General features: G+C 62.5%; 19 protein-coding genes. 12 read left to right on the top strand and 7 right to left on the bottom strand.

Annotated features, from left to right (window positions below; genetic code table 11):
• Positions 1-22: 22 nt before the first annotated feature.
• Genes ACFOJ9_RS13755 through ACFOJ9_RS13745 form a run of 3 tightly spaced genes read right to left on the bottom strand, consistent with a single transcriptional unit; the run spans position 23 to position 2,724 of the window.
• Positions 23-1,267, bottom strand: coding sequence for a vWA domain-containing protein (locus ACFOJ9_RS13755; RefSeq protein ID WP_378979361.1), 1,245 nt, complete (start codon positions 1,265-1,267; stop codon positions 23-25).
• A gap of 3 nt (positions 1,268-1,270) precedes the next feature.
• Complete coding sequence (locus ACFOJ9_RS13750) at positions 1,271-2,200, bottom strand: AAA family ATPase (protein WP_127327566.1); 930 nt, start codon at positions 2,198-2,200, stop codon at positions 1,271-1,273.
• Positions 2,197-2,724 carry a flavin reductase gene (locus tag ACFOJ9_RS13745; RefSeq protein WP_292645515.1) on the bottom strand — a complete coding sequence of 176 codons (528 nt, stop codon included), beginning with the start codon at positions 2,722-2,724 and terminating at the stop codon, positions 2,197-2,199. Before ACFOJ9_RS13745 ends, ACFOJ9_RS13750 begins: the two co-directional genes overlap by 4 nt.
• A gap of 193 nt (positions 2,725-2,917) precedes the next feature.
• Between ACFOJ9_RS13745 and ACFOJ9_RS13740 the strand changes: the two genes are divergently transcribed.
• Together ACFOJ9_RS13740 and ACFOJ9_RS13735 are read left to right on the top strand one after the other, a co-directional pair.
• Positions 2,918-3,991, top strand: a complete 1,074-nt coding sequence (locus tag ACFOJ9_RS13740; protein ID WP_378979360.1) for a branched-chain amino acid ABC transporter substrate-binding protein — start codon at positions 2,918-2,920, stop codon at positions 3,989-3,991.
• Entirely contained in the window at positions 3,991-5,016 is a 1,026-nt protein-coding gene (locus ACFOJ9_RS13735) for a P1 family peptidase (RefSeq protein ID WP_378979359.1), read from the top strand. Before ACFOJ9_RS13740 ends, ACFOJ9_RS13735 begins: the two co-directional genes overlap by 1 nt.
• Positions 5,017-5,030: 14 nt before the next feature.
• Here the strand turns inward: ACFOJ9_RS13735 and ACFOJ9_RS13730 are convergent, their stop codons facing one another.
• On the bottom strand, positions 5,031-5,285 hold the full coding sequence (locus tag ACFOJ9_RS13730) for a DUF2171 domain-containing protein (RefSeq protein WP_013532118.1): 255 nt from the start codon (positions 5,283-5,285) through the stop codon (positions 5,031-5,033).
• Positions 5,286-5,420: 135 nt separating this feature from the next.
• Here ACFOJ9_RS13730 and ACFOJ9_RS13725 point away from each other — a divergent pair, with 135 nt between their 5' ends.
• The 3 genes from ACFOJ9_RS13725 to purB are packed head-to-tail and all read left to right on the top strand — an operon-like array spanning position 5,421 to position 8,031.
• Positions 5,421-6,146, top strand: a complete 726-nt coding sequence (locus ACFOJ9_RS13725; protein ID WP_378979358.1) for a DUF2259 domain-containing protein — start codon at positions 5,421-5,423, stop codon at positions 6,144-6,146.
• On the top strand, positions 6,143-6,664 hold the full coding sequence (locus ACFOJ9_RS13720; protein ID WP_378979357.1) for a hypothetical protein: 522 nt from the start codon (positions 6,143-6,145) through the stop codon (positions 6,662-6,664). Before ACFOJ9_RS13725 ends, ACFOJ9_RS13720 begins: the two co-directional genes overlap by 4 nt.
• A gap of 59 nt (positions 6,665-6,723) precedes the next feature.
• The gene (gene purB / locus ACFOJ9_RS13715) at positions 6,724-8,031 is read left to right on the top strand and encodes an adenylosuccinate lyase (RefSeq protein ID WP_378979356.1); all 1,308 of its coding nucleotides are present in this window, start codon (positions 6,724-6,726) and stop codon (positions 8,029-8,031) included.
• A 71-nt stretch (positions 8,032-8,102) separates the two neighbouring features.
• On the opposite strand, the gene ACFOJ9_RS13710 is transcribed toward purB, so the two are convergent.
• Positions 8,103-8,915: a VOC family protein gene (locus tag ACFOJ9_RS13710; protein ID WP_378979355.1), complete on the bottom strand. Its 813-nt coding sequence runs from the start codon at positions 8,913-8,915 to the stop codon at positions 8,103-8,105.
• Between the two features lie 249 nt (positions 8,916-9,164).
• Here ACFOJ9_RS13710 and ACFOJ9_RS13705 point away from each other — a divergent pair, with 249 nt between their 5' ends.
• On the top strand, positions 9,165-9,719 hold the full coding sequence (locus ACFOJ9_RS13705; RefSeq protein ID WP_378987758.1) for an RBBP9/YdeN family alpha/beta hydrolase: 555 nt from the start codon (positions 9,165-9,167) through the stop codon (positions 9,717-9,719).
• Positions 9,720-9,725: 6 nt separating this feature from the next.
• On the opposite strand, the gene ACFOJ9_RS13700 is transcribed toward ACFOJ9_RS13705, so the two are convergent.
• Together ACFOJ9_RS13700 and ACFOJ9_RS13695 are read right to left on the bottom strand one after the other, a co-directional pair.
• Positions 9,726-10,499, bottom strand: a complete 774-nt coding sequence (locus tag ACFOJ9_RS13700; RefSeq protein WP_378979354.1) for an HpcH/HpaI aldolase family protein — start codon at positions 10,497-10,499, stop codon at positions 9,726-9,728.
• Positions 10,500-10,669: 170 nt separating this feature from the next.
• The gene (locus ACFOJ9_RS13695; RefSeq protein ID WP_378979353.1) at positions 10,670-10,990 is read right to left on the bottom strand and encodes a DUF1476 domain-containing protein; all 321 of its coding nucleotides are present in this window, start codon (positions 10,988-10,990) and stop codon (positions 10,670-10,672) included.
• Between the two features lie 275 nt (positions 10,991-11,265).
• Here ACFOJ9_RS13695 and purC point away from each other — a divergent pair, with 275 nt between their 5' ends.
• The 6 genes from purC (at position 11,266) to ACFOJ9_RS13665 (ending at position 14,441) form a co-directional block, all read left to right on the top strand.
• Positions 11,266-12,060: a phosphoribosylaminoimidazolesuccinocarboxamide synthase gene (gene purC / locus ACFOJ9_RS13690; protein WP_378979352.1), complete on the top strand. Its 795-nt coding sequence runs from the start codon at positions 11,266-11,268 to the stop codon at positions 12,058-12,060.
• Between the two features lie 43 nt (positions 12,061-12,103).
• Positions 12,104-12,346, top strand: a complete 243-nt coding sequence (purS, locus tag ACFOJ9_RS13685; protein WP_027028126.1) for a phosphoribosylformylglycinamidine synthase subunit PurS — start codon at positions 12,104-12,106, stop codon at positions 12,344-12,346.
• A gap of 18 nt (positions 12,347-12,364) precedes the next feature.
• Positions 12,365-12,619 carry a hypothetical protein gene (locus tag ACFOJ9_RS13680; protein WP_378979351.1) on the top strand — a complete coding sequence of 85 codons (255 nt, stop codon included), beginning with the start codon at positions 12,365-12,367 and terminating at the stop codon, positions 12,617-12,619.
• On the top strand, positions 12,616-13,284 hold the full coding sequence (gene purQ, locus ACFOJ9_RS13675; RefSeq protein ID WP_378979350.1) for a phosphoribosylformylglycinamidine synthase subunit PurQ: 669 nt from the start codon (positions 12,616-12,618) through the stop codon (positions 13,282-13,284). The genes ACFOJ9_RS13680 and purQ overlap by 4 nt, the downstream gene beginning before the upstream one ends.
• Positions 13,285-13,371: 87 nt before the next feature.
• On the top strand, positions 13,372-14,037 hold the full coding sequence (locus ACFOJ9_RS13670) for a glutathione S-transferase family protein (protein WP_378979349.1): 666 nt from the start codon (positions 13,372-13,374) through the stop codon (positions 14,035-14,037).
• Entirely contained in the window at positions 14,034-14,441 is a 408-nt protein-coding gene (locus tag ACFOJ9_RS13665) for a hypothetical protein (protein ID WP_378979348.1), read from the top strand. Before ACFOJ9_RS13670 ends, ACFOJ9_RS13665 begins: the two co-directional genes overlap by 4 nt.

The raw sequence follows: 14,441 nt of genomic DNA, 5'->3' as shown, positions 1-14,441 counted from the left end.
TTTTGATCAGGTAAAGATATGGTTATGCGGCGTGCCTCGCGCCAGCTTCCAGCCATCGGCGCGGATCGACGGATTGTGCCGACTTCTTGTCCAGCGACGCGCAAAGATCGGCGAGCGCATCGAGATTGTGCACCGAGCGGAACTCGTCGACATGCGGCAGCATCGCCTTGACGCCGCGGGCGCGCGCCTGGAAGCCATCGAAACGCAGCAACGGGTTCAGCCAGATCAGCCGCCGGCAAGATTTGTGCAGGCGCTCCATTTCTTCCGACAGGCCGGAGACATCGTCACGCTCCAGCCCGTCGGTGATCAGAAGCACAACCGCGCCCTGCCCCAGCACGCGGCGCGACCATATCAGGTTGAACTCGGCAAGTGTGTCGCCGATGCGGGTGCCGCCCGACCAGTCCTTGACCGCCGCCGAGCAGTCGGCAAGTGCTGCATCGGGGTCGCGATGGCGCATCTGCCGCGTCAGGTTGGTCAGCCTTGTGCCGAAGACGAACGTGTGCACGCGCCGGCGTTTTTCGGTCAGCGCATGCAGGAAATGCAGGAAAATGCGCGTGTACTGGCTCATCGAGCCGGAAATGTCGGCCAGCACAACCAGCGGCGGATGAACCTCACGGGCTGAGCGGAATTTCGGCAGGATCAGTTCGCCGCCGGTGCGCGCCGCCGAACGCATCATGGCGCGCGGATCGATGCGGCGGCCATGCGCGTCGGCCTTGAAGCGGCGCGTCCGCACCATGTCGAAAGGCAGCCGCAGTCGCGCGATCGCCTTCTTTGCGTCGGCCATCTCGGCGGCGTTCATCTGGGCAAAGTCCTTGGCCCGCAGCACCTCGTTGCCGGAAAAGGTGAAGCGGGCGTCGACCTCGATCTCGGGGATTTCCTGGGCCGGCTGGTTCTTCTGGTGGCCCTCGAACATCGCTTGGCTGACGCGGTTCTCGGCGGCGCGTGGCTTCTGCTTTTCCCTGGTGTCGGGCGCCACCGGCGAAAACATCGCCAGCATCTTTTCGATCAGCTCGCGCGACTTCCAAAACAGCCGGAACGCTTCGTCGAAAATGGCGTGATCCTCATGCCGGGACACCAGTACGGCGTGCAGCGTCCAGTAGAAATCGTCGCGCGAACCGATGCCGGCGGCGAGAACCGCCTCGATGGCGTCCTTGACCGAGGCCGGCCCGACCCGCATGCCGGCCTTGCGCAGAGTGCGGGCAAAATAGACGATGTTGTCGGCGATCCGCCCGTCCGCCGTCGCTTCTTTCGGTTCGGGGCGCGGCATCGCCTACTCCGCCGCCGAAAGCTCGGCCTTCACCTCGTTGAGGATGCGCCGGCCTTCGCCCTGTTCGATGCGGGCAATGTCGTCCTGGTATTTCAACAGCACGCCAATCGTGTCGGAGACGGTTTCAGGATCGAGCGCCACCTTGTCGAGCTCGGTCAGCGCGCCGGCCCAGTCGATGGTTTCGGCGACACCCGGCACCTTGAACAGCTCGATCTGGCGCAGCTTCTGGATGAAGGAGACCACTTCAGCCGAAAGCCGCTGGTTGGCCTGCGGCACCTTGCGGCGCACGATCTCCAGTTCGCGCTCGGCATTGGGATAGTCGACCCAATGATAGAGGCAGCGCCGCTTGAGCGCATCGTGGATCTCACGGGTGCGGTTGGTGGTGATGATGACGATCGGCGGTTCTTCCGCCTTGATGGTGCCGAGTTCGGGCACCGTCACCTGGAAGTCGGACAGGATTTCGAGCAGGAAGGCCTCGAACGCCTCGTCGGTGCGGTCAAGCTCGTCGATCAGGAAGACCGGGGCAGCGCCGGTCTTGCCGGTCAGCGCATCGAGCACCGGGCGGCGGATCAGGTACTTTTCGGAAAACACGTTGCGCTCCATGGCGGAACGCTCGACCGTGCCGGCTGCCTCCTCCATGCGGATCTCGATCATCTGCGCGGCGTAGTTCCACTCATAGACGGCGGACGAGACGTCGAGGCCTTCATAGCATTGCAAGCGGATGAGCCGGCGGCCGAGCGCCTGCGCCAGCACTTTGGCGATCTCGGTCTTGCCGACGCCGGCCTCGCCCTCGAGGAACAGCGGCCGCTTCATGCGCAACGACAGGAACAGCACGGTCGCCAGCGACCGGTCCGCCACATAATCCGCGCCGGTCAGGAGATCGAGCGTTTCGTCGATCGTCCGCGGCGCGGCGCGCGGTTTCAGCTCGGTCATTCTTTCTCCGTGAACGCCGCCGCTCCGCTTTCCAGTACGTGGTAGCCGCGGGCGTGGTAGATCAGCGGCCGCAAATTATCGCCCATCCGCAGACCTGTCACCTTGCCAAAAAGCACACGATGCGTGGCCAGGTCCTTGGTGTCGATCAGTTCGCAGTCGAACACCGCCAGCGCGCCTTTCAGCGTCGGCGCGCCGGTGGAGATCACGTCCCACTCGCCGAGCGCAAAACGCTCCTCGACCGGCAGGCCGGTGATGCCGGAAAAGCCGATCGACAGCGGCTCCTGGTGCGAAGCCAGCGTGTTCAAGGCAAACCTGCCGTTTTTCACGAACGGCTCGTTCTTGGGATTTTCACGGTTGAGGCAGACCAGAATGGTCGGCGGGGTATCCGATACCGAACAGGCCGCGATCACCGTCGCGCCGCGCTTGCCCGCCGGCCCGTCGGTGGTGACCACATGGACGTGGCCGGCAAAATGGCTCATCGCGTCGCGATAGGCCTGCGGCCCAATGTCGTTCTTCTTCAGCACCGGAAATTTACCACAGTCAGGAACCCTATCGCTATATATGGCGACATACGACAGGCCACAAGCGAGGCAACGGCCGAGCCTGCGCTCCTTCTCCCCAAAATTCGCGTGTTGCGCCAAGCCCGGCCAGCCTTTAGGTCTTGGCGTAATTGGCGCCCGCAAAGATGTCGCCAGCTTGGAGGAATTCTTCATCAGGATGCGCCGCAGGGCAACGATATCCGCCGCATTGGTCTGGCTGTTCACGGCCAGCGCCGCCGGCGCCCAGACGCTGCTGGTCGGCGTCGCCGCGCCCTTGTCGGGTCCATCGGCCGTTCTCGGCAAGCAAGTCGAGGCCGGCACCGGTTTGGCAGCCGAAGCGAACGGCATCGAACTGAAGACCGTGGATGACGCCTGCACCGCCGACGGTGGCGCTGCCGCGGCCAGGGAATTCGCAGCCGCCAAGGTCAACATCGTGATCGGTTTTCTCTGCACCGAGGCGATCGAGGCGGCGATGCCGATTCTCAAGGACGCCAACATTCCGGTCATCACCGTTGGCGTGCGAACCGAAAGCCTGACCGACCGCCGCGCCAAGACCGGCTGGCCGGTCTATCGCCTCGGGCCACGCGGCGACGATGAGCGCAACACCGTTGCCTCCGCCCTCACCCATCTGTGGCAGAACGAGCTGTTCGCCATTATCGACGACGGCACCATCTATGGCCGTGAGATGGCCGAGACGTTACGGGCGGCGGCCGAGCAGGCAGCACTGAAGCCCGTGTTCGTCGACACGTTCCGGCCACAGCTCGACAACCAGATCGGCATGATCGGCCGGCTGAAGAAGGCCGGCGCCACGCATGTCTTTGCCGGCGGCGACGGCGACGACATCGCCATCATGGGCCGCGATGCCGCACAGCTCCAGGCGGGCATCGTCTTTGCCGGTGGCGAGAATCTGCGCACACCGCCCGGCGACGTGCCCTATGCGACGGGCACGCTGATGATCGCACCGCCGGAATGGGCCGATGTGGCCGATCCAAAAGTGTTGGCGGCCTTTGCCACGCAGAAGATCGTGCCTGACGGCTATACGCTACCCGCCTATGCGGCAGTCGAAATCGCCAAGGCAGCGTCGGGCTTGTCCATGACGTCGGGCAAGCCGCTGGCCGAGGCCTTGACCGGACAGGATTTCACCACTGCGATCGGGGCAATCCGCTTCGATGCGAAAGGTGATCTCAGCCAGAACCCCTACCGCGTCTTCCGCTTCGACGGCACGCGCTTTGCGCCCTTGGAAAGCAACTGATGTTTCGCACCGGTTCGCGCAATCTGATCACCGACGTTGCCGGTCTGCGCGTCGGCAATGCGTCCGACGCCAGGCTGAAATCCGGCGTCACGACCATCCTTTGCGATGCGCCGACGGTGGCCGGCGTCCAGATCCTGGGCGGCGCGCCGGGCACGCGTGAGACCGATCTGCTCGAACCGCACAATTCGGTCGAGGTGGTCCACGCCGTGGTGCTTTCTGGCGGCTCAGCTTTCGGCCTCGACGCGGCGTCCGGCGTGCAGGCGGCGCTGCGTGAACGCGGCATCGGCCTGGAGGTCGGTGGCTTTCGCGTGCCGATCGTGCCATCGGCGATCCTGTTCGATCTGCGCAATGGCGGCGACAAGGATTGGGGTCGCTATCCACCCTACCGCGAGCTTGGCTATGAAGCCGCGCAAACCGCTGCCGCCGATTTCCAGCTTGGCACGATCGGCGCGGGCACCGGCGCGCTCACTTCGGGGCTAAAAGGCGGCCTCGGCTCGGCCTCGACGCTGCTGGACAGCGGCATCACCATCGGTGCGCTGGCCGCCGTCAATCCGACCGGCTCGGTGACAACAGGCCGAACCCGCCATTTCTGGGCAGCACCGTTCGAAATCGGCGACGAATTCGGCGGGCTTGGCTATCCCTCGCCGATGCCGGCCGCCGCGAAGCAGATTCTTTTGAAATACCGCGACAAACATGTCGGCAAGCAGATGGAAACCGGCGGCAACACCACAATCGCCGTCATTGCCACCGACGCGGTTCTCACCAAGGCTGCCGCAAAACGCCTGGCGATATCCGCGCATGATGGGTTCGTGCGCGCCATATGGCCGTCGCACACGCCGGCCGATGGCGACCTTGTGTTCGCGCTGGCGACCGGCACGAGTGGTATCGAACTGGCCGCCGATGCGGCAATCGATCTCTATGCTGCTGCCGGCGCCACCATGGCGCGTGCCATCAGCCGCGGCGTGTTTGCCGCGACGCCTGCCGAAAACGATCTGTTTCCAGTCTGGTCGTCACGCTTGGGATGAAGCGGAGGCGTTGATCAGACCGGATCGGACTTTTCTTCTTCGAAGGTCACCGCAACATCGGAATTCGCCGACAACCACACCTTCTTGCCATCGACCTCGGCAATCAGACTCAGCGGAATGTAATGGTGGTGTCCCTTGTGAGCGCCCTCGCCGCTATCGGCCTTGGTCAGCTTAATGCGCTGGCCGTCGACCTTGTCGACAGTGCCGACATGCACGCCATCGGCGCCGACGACTTCCATATGCTCGCGAATTTTGCTGGTGTCGGTCATGGTGGTTCTCCATTGGGACTGCCGACACTAACAAATGACGGGCCGATTGGATGCATCGGCTTTCGCACTGCACGACGTTTTGATTTCGTCGTGCTAGGGGATTGAAACGATCACGGCTGCCGGGGGTGAAAACCGATGCGAATGCTCTTTCTGTTTGCCGTTTGCCTGCTTGCGCAGTTTGCGACCCCGATCGTCGCCCGCGCAGGCGACGTCGCCGAACTTGAAATCCTCGGCTTCACCAAGGACGGCAGTGTCTTTGTTTTCGAGGAGTATGGCGTGCAGGACGGATCGGGCTTTCCCTATGCCAACCGCTACTACATCGACACCGGCACTGACAGCTTTCTGAAGGGCACACCTATCCGGGTCCGGCTTGAGGACGAGAATGCCAAACTGGACACAGCGCGCCTGCAGGCCCGGCAAAAAGGCGAAGCCATTGTCAGTCAGGCCGAGTTGAGCGCCAACCGCGGCATTACCGCGGGTTTTAACCCGGTGACCGAACTTTCGGCCGATCCGCACCGGATGGCGGTCAACCCGCGCCCGATCTTTTCGCCGGTCGACCCGCCGCTCGAGTTCCGCCTCGATGAGCTGGGCATGAACAACACCGAAGGCTGTGAGAGCCAGGGCGAGATCAACGGCTTTCGGCTGCTGCGTATCGAGGCGCAGGATGGCGGCACCACCAAGCTGCTGCACGAGGACAAGTCGATCCCCAAGAGCAGAGGTTGCCCGAACGGCTACCGCATCGGCGCTGTGCAGACCTTTTCCATGGACAGCCTCAGCGCCTATGCGGTGTTGATCGCGGTGCGCCAATACGGCTTCGAAGGGCCGGATTTTCGCTGGATAGCGGTGACCGGCCGCCTGTGACACCGCTTCAACCCGCCGCGCGCGACCGCGCCCTGAGCCGCCTTCGCCTCGCCATACCGACGCCGCGCACAGCGCTTTTCGGCGCCTTGTTGTGGGCGGTGACGATGGGCGCCAGCGCGCTCGTCACCCTGTTTTTGGACAACTGGGAGACACCGGCGAAAATCCGCATTGTCACCATGCTGTTCGCTGCGGGAGCTGCGCTTGCCTTTCCGATTGGCCTGTTTGCGGCACGGCTGGTGTCGCAGGGAAGGCGCTGGGAGGTCGCCTTCGCTGCGGCGTTCGTGTGCCTCGCTGCTGCGACGATCGGACTGACCGCTGGGCTGTTTGCCCTGCAGTACCGCTCCTATTATGCCGAGTGGCATGCACCTGCTTTTACCCACACCTGGGCCCTCCAGTTCGTCTTCACGACGCTGATTGCGCTCTATCAGTTCGTGGTGCTGGGCATCAGGCTTTATTTTCCGCTGGGTTTCCTCGCCTTGTTTGCCGCGGGCGTCTGGTTTGCGCGCCAGCAGCGTTGAGCATTTTGCCCGGCTCTGTTAGGACGCGGGCAAACTTCTCGATACGTCAGGACTGACCGATGATCCCTCGCTATTCCCGACCGGAAATGGTCGCCATCTGGTCGCCCGAAACCCGGTTCCGCATCTGGTTCGAGATCGAAGCCTATGCATGCGACGCGCTGGCCGAACTCGGGGTCATCCCCAGGCAAGCGGCCAAAACCATCTGGGAAAAGGGCAGTGCGGCGAAATTCGATGTCGAGGCGATCGACGAGATCGAGCGCGTCACCAAGCATGACGTCATCGCCTTCCTCACCCATCTTGCCGAATTCGTCGGGCCGGACGCCCGCTTCATCCACCAGGGCATGACGTCGTCGGACGTTCTCGACACCTGCTTTGCCGTACAGCTTACCCGCGCCAGCGACATCCTGCTCGCCGACATCGACGGCCTGCTTGCAGCACTGAAGCGCCGAGCGTTCGAGCACAAGGACACCGTCACCATCGGCCGCAGCCATGGCATCCATGCCGAGCCGACGACCTTCGGCGTCAAGCTGGCGCAGGCCTATGCCGAGTTCTCGCGCTGCCGCGAGCGCCTGGTGCATGCACGCGAAGACATCGCCACCTGCGCGATTTCAGGCGCGGTCGGCACCTTCGCCAACATCGATCCCTATGTAGAGGAACATGTGGCGGCAAAGCTCGGCCTGAAGCCGGAGACGGTGTCGACGCAAGTGATCCCGCGCGACCGCCACGCGATGTTCTTTGCCACGCTCGGCGTCATCGCCTCGTCGGTTGAGCGGCTGTCGATCGAAATCCGGCATTTGCAGCGCACCGAAGTGCTGGAAGCGGAAGAGTATTTTTCGCCGGGCCAGAAAGGCTCGTCGGCAATGCCGCACAAGCGCAACCCGGTGCTGACCGAAAACCTCACCGGCCTCGCCCGCATGGTGCGCTCCATGGCGCTGCCGGCGATGGAGAATGTGGCGCTGTGGCACGAGCGCGACATTTCGCACTCGTCGGTCGAACGCATGATCGGGCCGGACGCCACGGTGACGCTTGATTTCGCGCTGTCACGGCTGACCGGCGTTGTCGACAAGCTGCTCGTCTATCCCGACAACATGCTGAAGAACATGAACAAGTTCCGCGGTCTCGTGCATTCGCAGCGCGTCATGCTGGCGCTAACGCAGGCCGGCCTGTCGCGGGAGGACTCCTACCGGCTGGTGCAGCGCAACGCCATGAGGGTGTGGGAGCAAGGCGCTGATTTTCTTGAGGAATTGTTGGCCGACAAGGAAGTGACCGCTGCCCTGCCGGAAGCCGAAATCCGCGAGAAATTCGACCTGGGCTATCACACCAAGCATGTCGACACGATCTTCAAGCGGGTCTTTGGGGAAGCCTAAGGACCGGAATAGAAAGAGGTCCGCTCGGCCATGGCCGGCGGACCTCTTTTGTTTGATGCTCCTGAGGCCGGTCAGGCCTTGCCGGGAACAGTCCTGATCACCGTGCCCCACGGATCTTCGCGGGTCACCGGGCTCGTCACATTGTCCGACCGCATTTCGACCCAGGCCAGGCCAGACCGGGTGGAATCGCGGCGACCGGCGCCTGAACTCTGCCAGGCGTTGGCGCCGATGTGGTGGTGATAGCCGCCGGACGACAGGAACACCGCTTGGCCGCCATATTTGGCCATGGTGTCGAAGCCGAATTCCTGGTTCCACCAAGCTTCGGCGTCTTCCGGCCTGCCGACGCGCAGGTGGACATGGCCGACTATGCTGTTTTCCGGTGCGCCCTGCCAGCCCGCATCGCCTGCGGGCACCTCGGCGACGACGGACGGGATGTTTAGCCGCTCTGTCGCCATGGCAATCTTGTCGCCATTCCACTTCCAGTCCTTTGGGAGGCGGTCGGCGTAGATCTCGATGCCGTTGCCTTCGGGATCGGTCAGGTACAGCGCTTCGCTGACCAGATGGTCGGAAGCGCCCTCGATAGCGATCTTGTTGGCGATGGCGTGGTTGATCCAGCGGCCGAGATCGGCGCGGCTGGGCAACAGGAAGGCGGTGTGGAACAGGCCTGCGCTGCGCGGGTCATCCGGCTTGGCCGAAGCATCCGGCTCAAGCACCAGCAACGGACGGTTGGCGGCGCCGAGCGTGATCGCGCCGTCGGCACGGCTCAACTCCTGCAAGCCTACAACGTCCCGGTAATATGCGGCAAGGCTCTCGGCGTCGCGCGCCTTCAACCCAACGCGGGCAACGCTGACCGGGGTGGTGGCGGCAAAAGGCAGTTCACTCATCAGATGCTCCGTTCGACCGGCCTGCGATGAAACTCCCAAGGCCAGAAGCCCCGCGCCGCCAATCATTGTACGTCGTGTCAGTTCCAAAGTCAGGGTTCCCGCACACGGCTGTTTCTTTTCCTGACCACAAATCGTCCATCGGCATCGTTCACACAAGACGCGAAGAAGCGAACATCGTGTTCACTATTGTGATCACGAACGCTGTTCATGCCCGTTGCACGAAGCGACGCCGCTCGCTATCTCAGCGCCATGAAGGTCAAGGAAGCAGATATTCTCATCGTGCCGGGTTACACCAATTCCGGCCCCGACCATTGGCAGAGCCGCTGGCAGTCGAAGCTGTCGACGGCACGCCGCGTCGAGCAGACGGAATGGTCGAAGCCGGTGCGCGAGGACTGGACGGCGAGCGTGGCCAAGGCGGTCAACGAAGCCGAGCGGCCGGTCGTCATCGTCGCGCATTCGCTCGGCGTCGCCGCGGCGGTGCAGGCCATTCCACAGTTCCGGATGCCGGTTGCCGGGGCCTTCTTCGTAGCGCCGCCCGATGTCGCCAATCCCGAGATCAGGCCCAGACACCTGATGACCTTCGGCCCCTATCCGCGTGAACCGCTGCCCTTTCCCTCGATCGTGATCGCCAGCCGCAACGATCCGTTCTGCGCCTTCAATGTCGCCGAGGATATTGCCGGAGCATGGGGTTCGCGGTTCATCGACGCCGGCGAGACCGGTCATCTCAGCGAGGATTCGGGCTTCGGACCATGGCCCGAAGGCTCGATGACCTTCGCCAAATTCCTGACGGATCTGAAACCCTGAGCGTCCTCAGGAGCCGATCGAATCCCTGACGCTCTTGATCAGGGTTTTGGCGCCGAGCCCGATCAGCGCGTGTTCCGATCCCATGGCCAGCAGGCGATAGCCCATCGACACGACCCGCCCGGCAATTGCTGGCTCGACAACATAGATCGCCGCATGTTTTCCAGCCTTGCGGGTGCGCTCGGCGACCGACGCCACTGTCTCCATCATGCTTTCCAGCGTCGAATTGATCGTCGTGCCGTTGCTCCAAGCAATCGAGAAATCCGACGGGCCTAGGAAGATGCCGTCGATGCCCGGCGTGTCGAGAATGCCGTCGAGCGCATCGAGGGCCGCGCGCGTCTCGACCATGGCGAAAGCCATGGTGCGCTGATTGGTGTCGCGCAGCCACTCGGCCTGGTCGCCCTTGCCGTGACGCGGAAAGGCATAGGTCGGACCCCAGGAGCGCTCGCCGAGCGGCGGGTATTTCATGGCGGCTGCGAACAGTTTGGCGTCCGCCACCGAATTCACCATCGGCGCTATGACCGCCTCGGCGCCGAAGTCAAGCGCGCGGCTTGCCATGTCGAAACGGCCGACGGGAATGCGCACCAGCGCCGGCTTGCCGGCAGCGAGAACCGGCACCAGGCCTCGCAAAACGCTGTCTTCGTGATGTCCGCCATGCTGCATGTCGAGCGTAACGGCATCAAACCCCTGCTTGGCGACGATTTCGACAGTCAGGGCATCCGGCACGCCGGACCATGCGGTGAGCAGCGTTTCATCGGCCGCCAGGCGGGACTTCAGGGACATGGACTCTTTCCTTGTTAACGATCGCAGTTTCAGCCGGAAACCGCGGCAAAGGCAAAGAAAAACCGCCCGGATGGGTCGGGCGGTCGATTGGTCCAGTCATTCTTTTGTCTGTCGCAGGTTCCGTGTCGTAAAACCGTGGGACACTTTTGCGGAACCTGCTTCGGCCCGGATCAGGTGTTCTTGATCTGCTCGATCGCCTGCGCCATCAGCTCGTCCATGGTGCGGCGGATCTGGTGGTCCGACTGCTCGACGCCGGCCGCATCGAAATCCTTGCGGATCTTGCGGAACACGTCGTGATCGCCGGCTTCCTCGATATCGGAAACAACCACTTCCCTGGCATAGGCGTCGGCGTCAGTGCCGGATTTTCCAAGCTTTTCGGCGGCCCACAGGCCGAGCGCCTTGTTGCGGCGTGCCGATGCCTTGAACCGAAGCTCCTCGTCGAATGCGAATTTGCGCTCGAAGCCTTCTTCGCGGTCTTTCATGCTGCTCATAGGCGTCCCTCCGGTCAAATTCGATTCGCTGGTTGTGAATATGTGTGTTGCCGAAGCACAAACCAAAAGGTCGCGGGCCGGTCAATACGCTTCGTCGCATGCTGCGCTGCGGCATTTCAGTCCCGAAAGCGGTTGATTGGAAGGATTTGCGGATTGAGCAAACGATGTGATTGGGATAGACCCGGCATTGAACCCTACCGTAGCCGCACTATTTCAGGCAGACGGACAGGAAATGGTCGCTTGCCGCCTGTCCGGAACCCCAGAGAAAAAATCAGATGAAAAATCGCCGCCGCATTTATGAAGGCAAGGCCAAGATCCTCTATGAGGGACCCGAGCCGGGTACGCTCATTCAGTTCTTCAAGGACGACGCAACCGCGTTCAACAAGAAGAAACATGAAGTCGTCGACGGCAAGGGCGTGCTCAACAATCGTATTTCCGAGCACATCTTCAACCACCTCAACCGCATGGGCATTCCGACCCACTTCATCCGCCGGCTCAACATGCGCGAGCAGCTGATCAAGGAAGTCGAGATCATTCCGCTCGAAATCGTGGTGCGCAATGTCGCCGCCGGTTCGCTGTCCAAGCGCCTCGGCATCGAGGAAGGCACCGTTCTGCCGCGCTCGATCATCGAATTCTATTACAAGGCCGACGCGCTCGACGATCCGATGGTGTCGGAAGAGCACATCACCGCGTTCGGCTGGGCGAGCCCGCAGGAGATCGACGACGTCATGGCGCTGGCCATCCGCGTCAACGACTTCCTCTCCGGCCTTTTCATGGGCGTCGGCATCCAGCTCGTCGACTTCAAGATCGAATGCGGCCGCCTGTTCGAGGGCGACATGATGCGCATCGTCGTCGCCGACGAGATTTCGCCGGATTCCTGCCGCCTGTGGGACGTGGCTACGCACGACAAGCTCGACAAGGACCGTTTCCGCCGCGACATGGGCGGCCTCGTCGAAGCCTATCAGGAAGTTGCCCGCCGCCTCGGCATCATGAACGAGAACGAGCCGCCGCGCCCGACCGGCCCGGTGCTCGTCGCCTCGACCGACGGCCTCAAAGGCAAGCCGCACTGACAGCGGCTTGCACCTCGATATTCAGAACAGGAGCATGTCCAGCGTGATCAAGGCCCGCATTACCGTCACCCTCAAGAACGGCGTGCTCGACCCGCAAGGCAAGGCAATCGAACACGCGCTGTCCGGCCTAGGCTTCGGCGGTGTCGGCGCAGTGCGGCAGGGCAAGGTGTTCGACGTAGAGCTGGCGGAAAGCGACAAGGCCAAGGCCGAGGCTGATCTCAAGGCCATGTGCGACAAGCTGCTGGCGAATACGGTGATTGAGAATTATAGTGTGACACTTACCTGAGGTTGTGTCGGAGGCACGATGCCGGAAGTCACGAATGAGCTGATGTTCGAGCTTCTGAAGCGCGTGCATCATGAAATCGGTGAGCTCGGTCAGGACGTTTCCGAGACGAAACGGGAACTGAACGTGATGCGGGGTCACACGGTGGCAACGCAAAGCGACATTCATAACATCTATGGCGTTCTCGCCCGACAGGACGAACGCCTTGAACGTATAGACAGACGTCTCGACCTGCGAGAACTCGCCGAAGCCCAGAGGCCTTACGAACCAAAATGAAATCAGCCGTCGTCCTTCTGCCCGGCCTCAACCGTGACCGCGACATGATCGCCGCACTGACCAAGATTTCCGGAACACCGCCGGTCACCGTCTGGCAGACCGACACCGAAATCCCCGATGTCGACCTGATCGCCATTCCGGGCGGCTTCTCCTTCGGCGACTATCTGCGCTGCGGCGCGATCGCGGCGCGCATGCCGGTCATGCGGGCGGTTGCCGAAAAGGCAGCCCAGGGCGTGACGGTCATCGGTGTCTGCAACGGCTTCCAGATCCTGGTCGAGGCCGGCCTGCTGCCGGGCGCCTTGATGCGCAACACCTCGCTGAAATTCGTCTGCCGGCAGGTGAAGCTCGAAATCACCAATGCCAACACCATGTTCACCCGCCGCTATCAGCCGGGCCAGATCATCCGCTCGCCGGTGGCGCATCACGACGGCAATTATTTCGCCGACGCCGATACACTTGCCCGTATCGAGGGCGAAGGCCAGGTGGTGTTCCGCTATGCGGACGGCACCAACCCCAATGGCTCGATCAACGACATTGCCGGCATCATCAACGAGCGCGGCAATGTGCTCGGCCTGATGCCGCACCCGGAAAACCTGATCGAAGCAGCCCATGGCGGCACCGATGGCCGTGGACTGTTCGAAAGTGCCCTCGGCATCGCTGCCTGAAATCACCGAAGCGAACAGCTTGAAAACAGCCGGACATTCCTGTCTCTTTACAGGGGCAAGTCCGATTCATTGGGGAGAGAGACGGTCATGAAACTCTATTCGCGGCCGTTGTCGCCCTACTCGTCGATCGTGCGCGCACTGGCCTACATCAAGGACGTGCCGCTCAAGATCATCGCGCCGCCACCTGGTTTTCCGATCCCGGAAGCGTTTCGCGCCATCTCGCCGATGAACCGGGTTCCTGTGCTGATCACCGGTTCGGGCGAAACGATCGTCGAATCGGTGGTTATCGCGGAATATCTCGAGGAACGGTTTCCGGACCCGGCGCTGCTGCCGGCCGATTCCAAAGATCGTGCGCTGGTGCGCATGTTTGCCCGCATCACCGATCTCGATGTGCTGACCCCGACGATGAAGCTTTTCGAGCTTCATTTCGTGCCGAAGCGAAACATTGCCGAGATCGACGCACAATTCGTCCGCCTACACCACGGATTGGCAGCGATCGAGGCGCGCATGGCGCAAGGCCCCTTCGCACTCGGTGACGACATCAGTTTCGCCGATGCCTGGCTGACGCCGACGCGGTTCATCTTCAACAATTTCCGGGCCATGACAGGACGCCACGACCTGCTCGATGCCTATCCAAAGTTCGACGCCTACGAACAAATCGCCTCGCAGCACCCGGCATTGTCGCGGGTGTGGGGCGAAATGACCGACGGCCTGAAGATCTTTCTGTCCGAGCTTGAGATGGGTGCCGCTTGATCAAGGACAAGACGATCGCGCTGGTCGCCGCGGCGGGCTTTGTGCTGGCATCCTGCCAGTCGACCCCGAAGAGCACGCCCGTGCCCTCGGGCAAAAGTGCATCGCTGCTGGCCATGGAACAGGTGGCGATCGCTGCCCATAAATGCTGGATCGCCAGCAAGGACCCGGCCTTCAAACAGTATCAGATGGCCAATGAACTGAACTCGTTCAGCGGCACGCCGCGTTTCCTGCTGGTGCCGGCCAAGCACTATGGCGGCAAACCGCTGCTGGTCGTGCAGGCGCAAGGCAATTCAAGCCGCGTCGAAATGTTTGGACCGCTGATGAACGACCCGCTCGGCGCCCGCATCGGCTCCGACATTGCCCGCTGGCAAGCCGGCAATCCGGCCTGCGCCGCAACGGCCTAG

The organism is Mesorhizobium cantuariense (genome assembly GCF_042647205.1).
GTDB lineage: Bacteria > Pseudomonadota > Alphaproteobacteria > Rhizobiales > Rhizobiaceae > Mesorhizobium > Mesorhizobium cantuariense.
The sequence above is the reverse complement of the archived record's forward strand: the minus strand, read 5'-3'. Positions and strand labels throughout refer to the sequence as shown.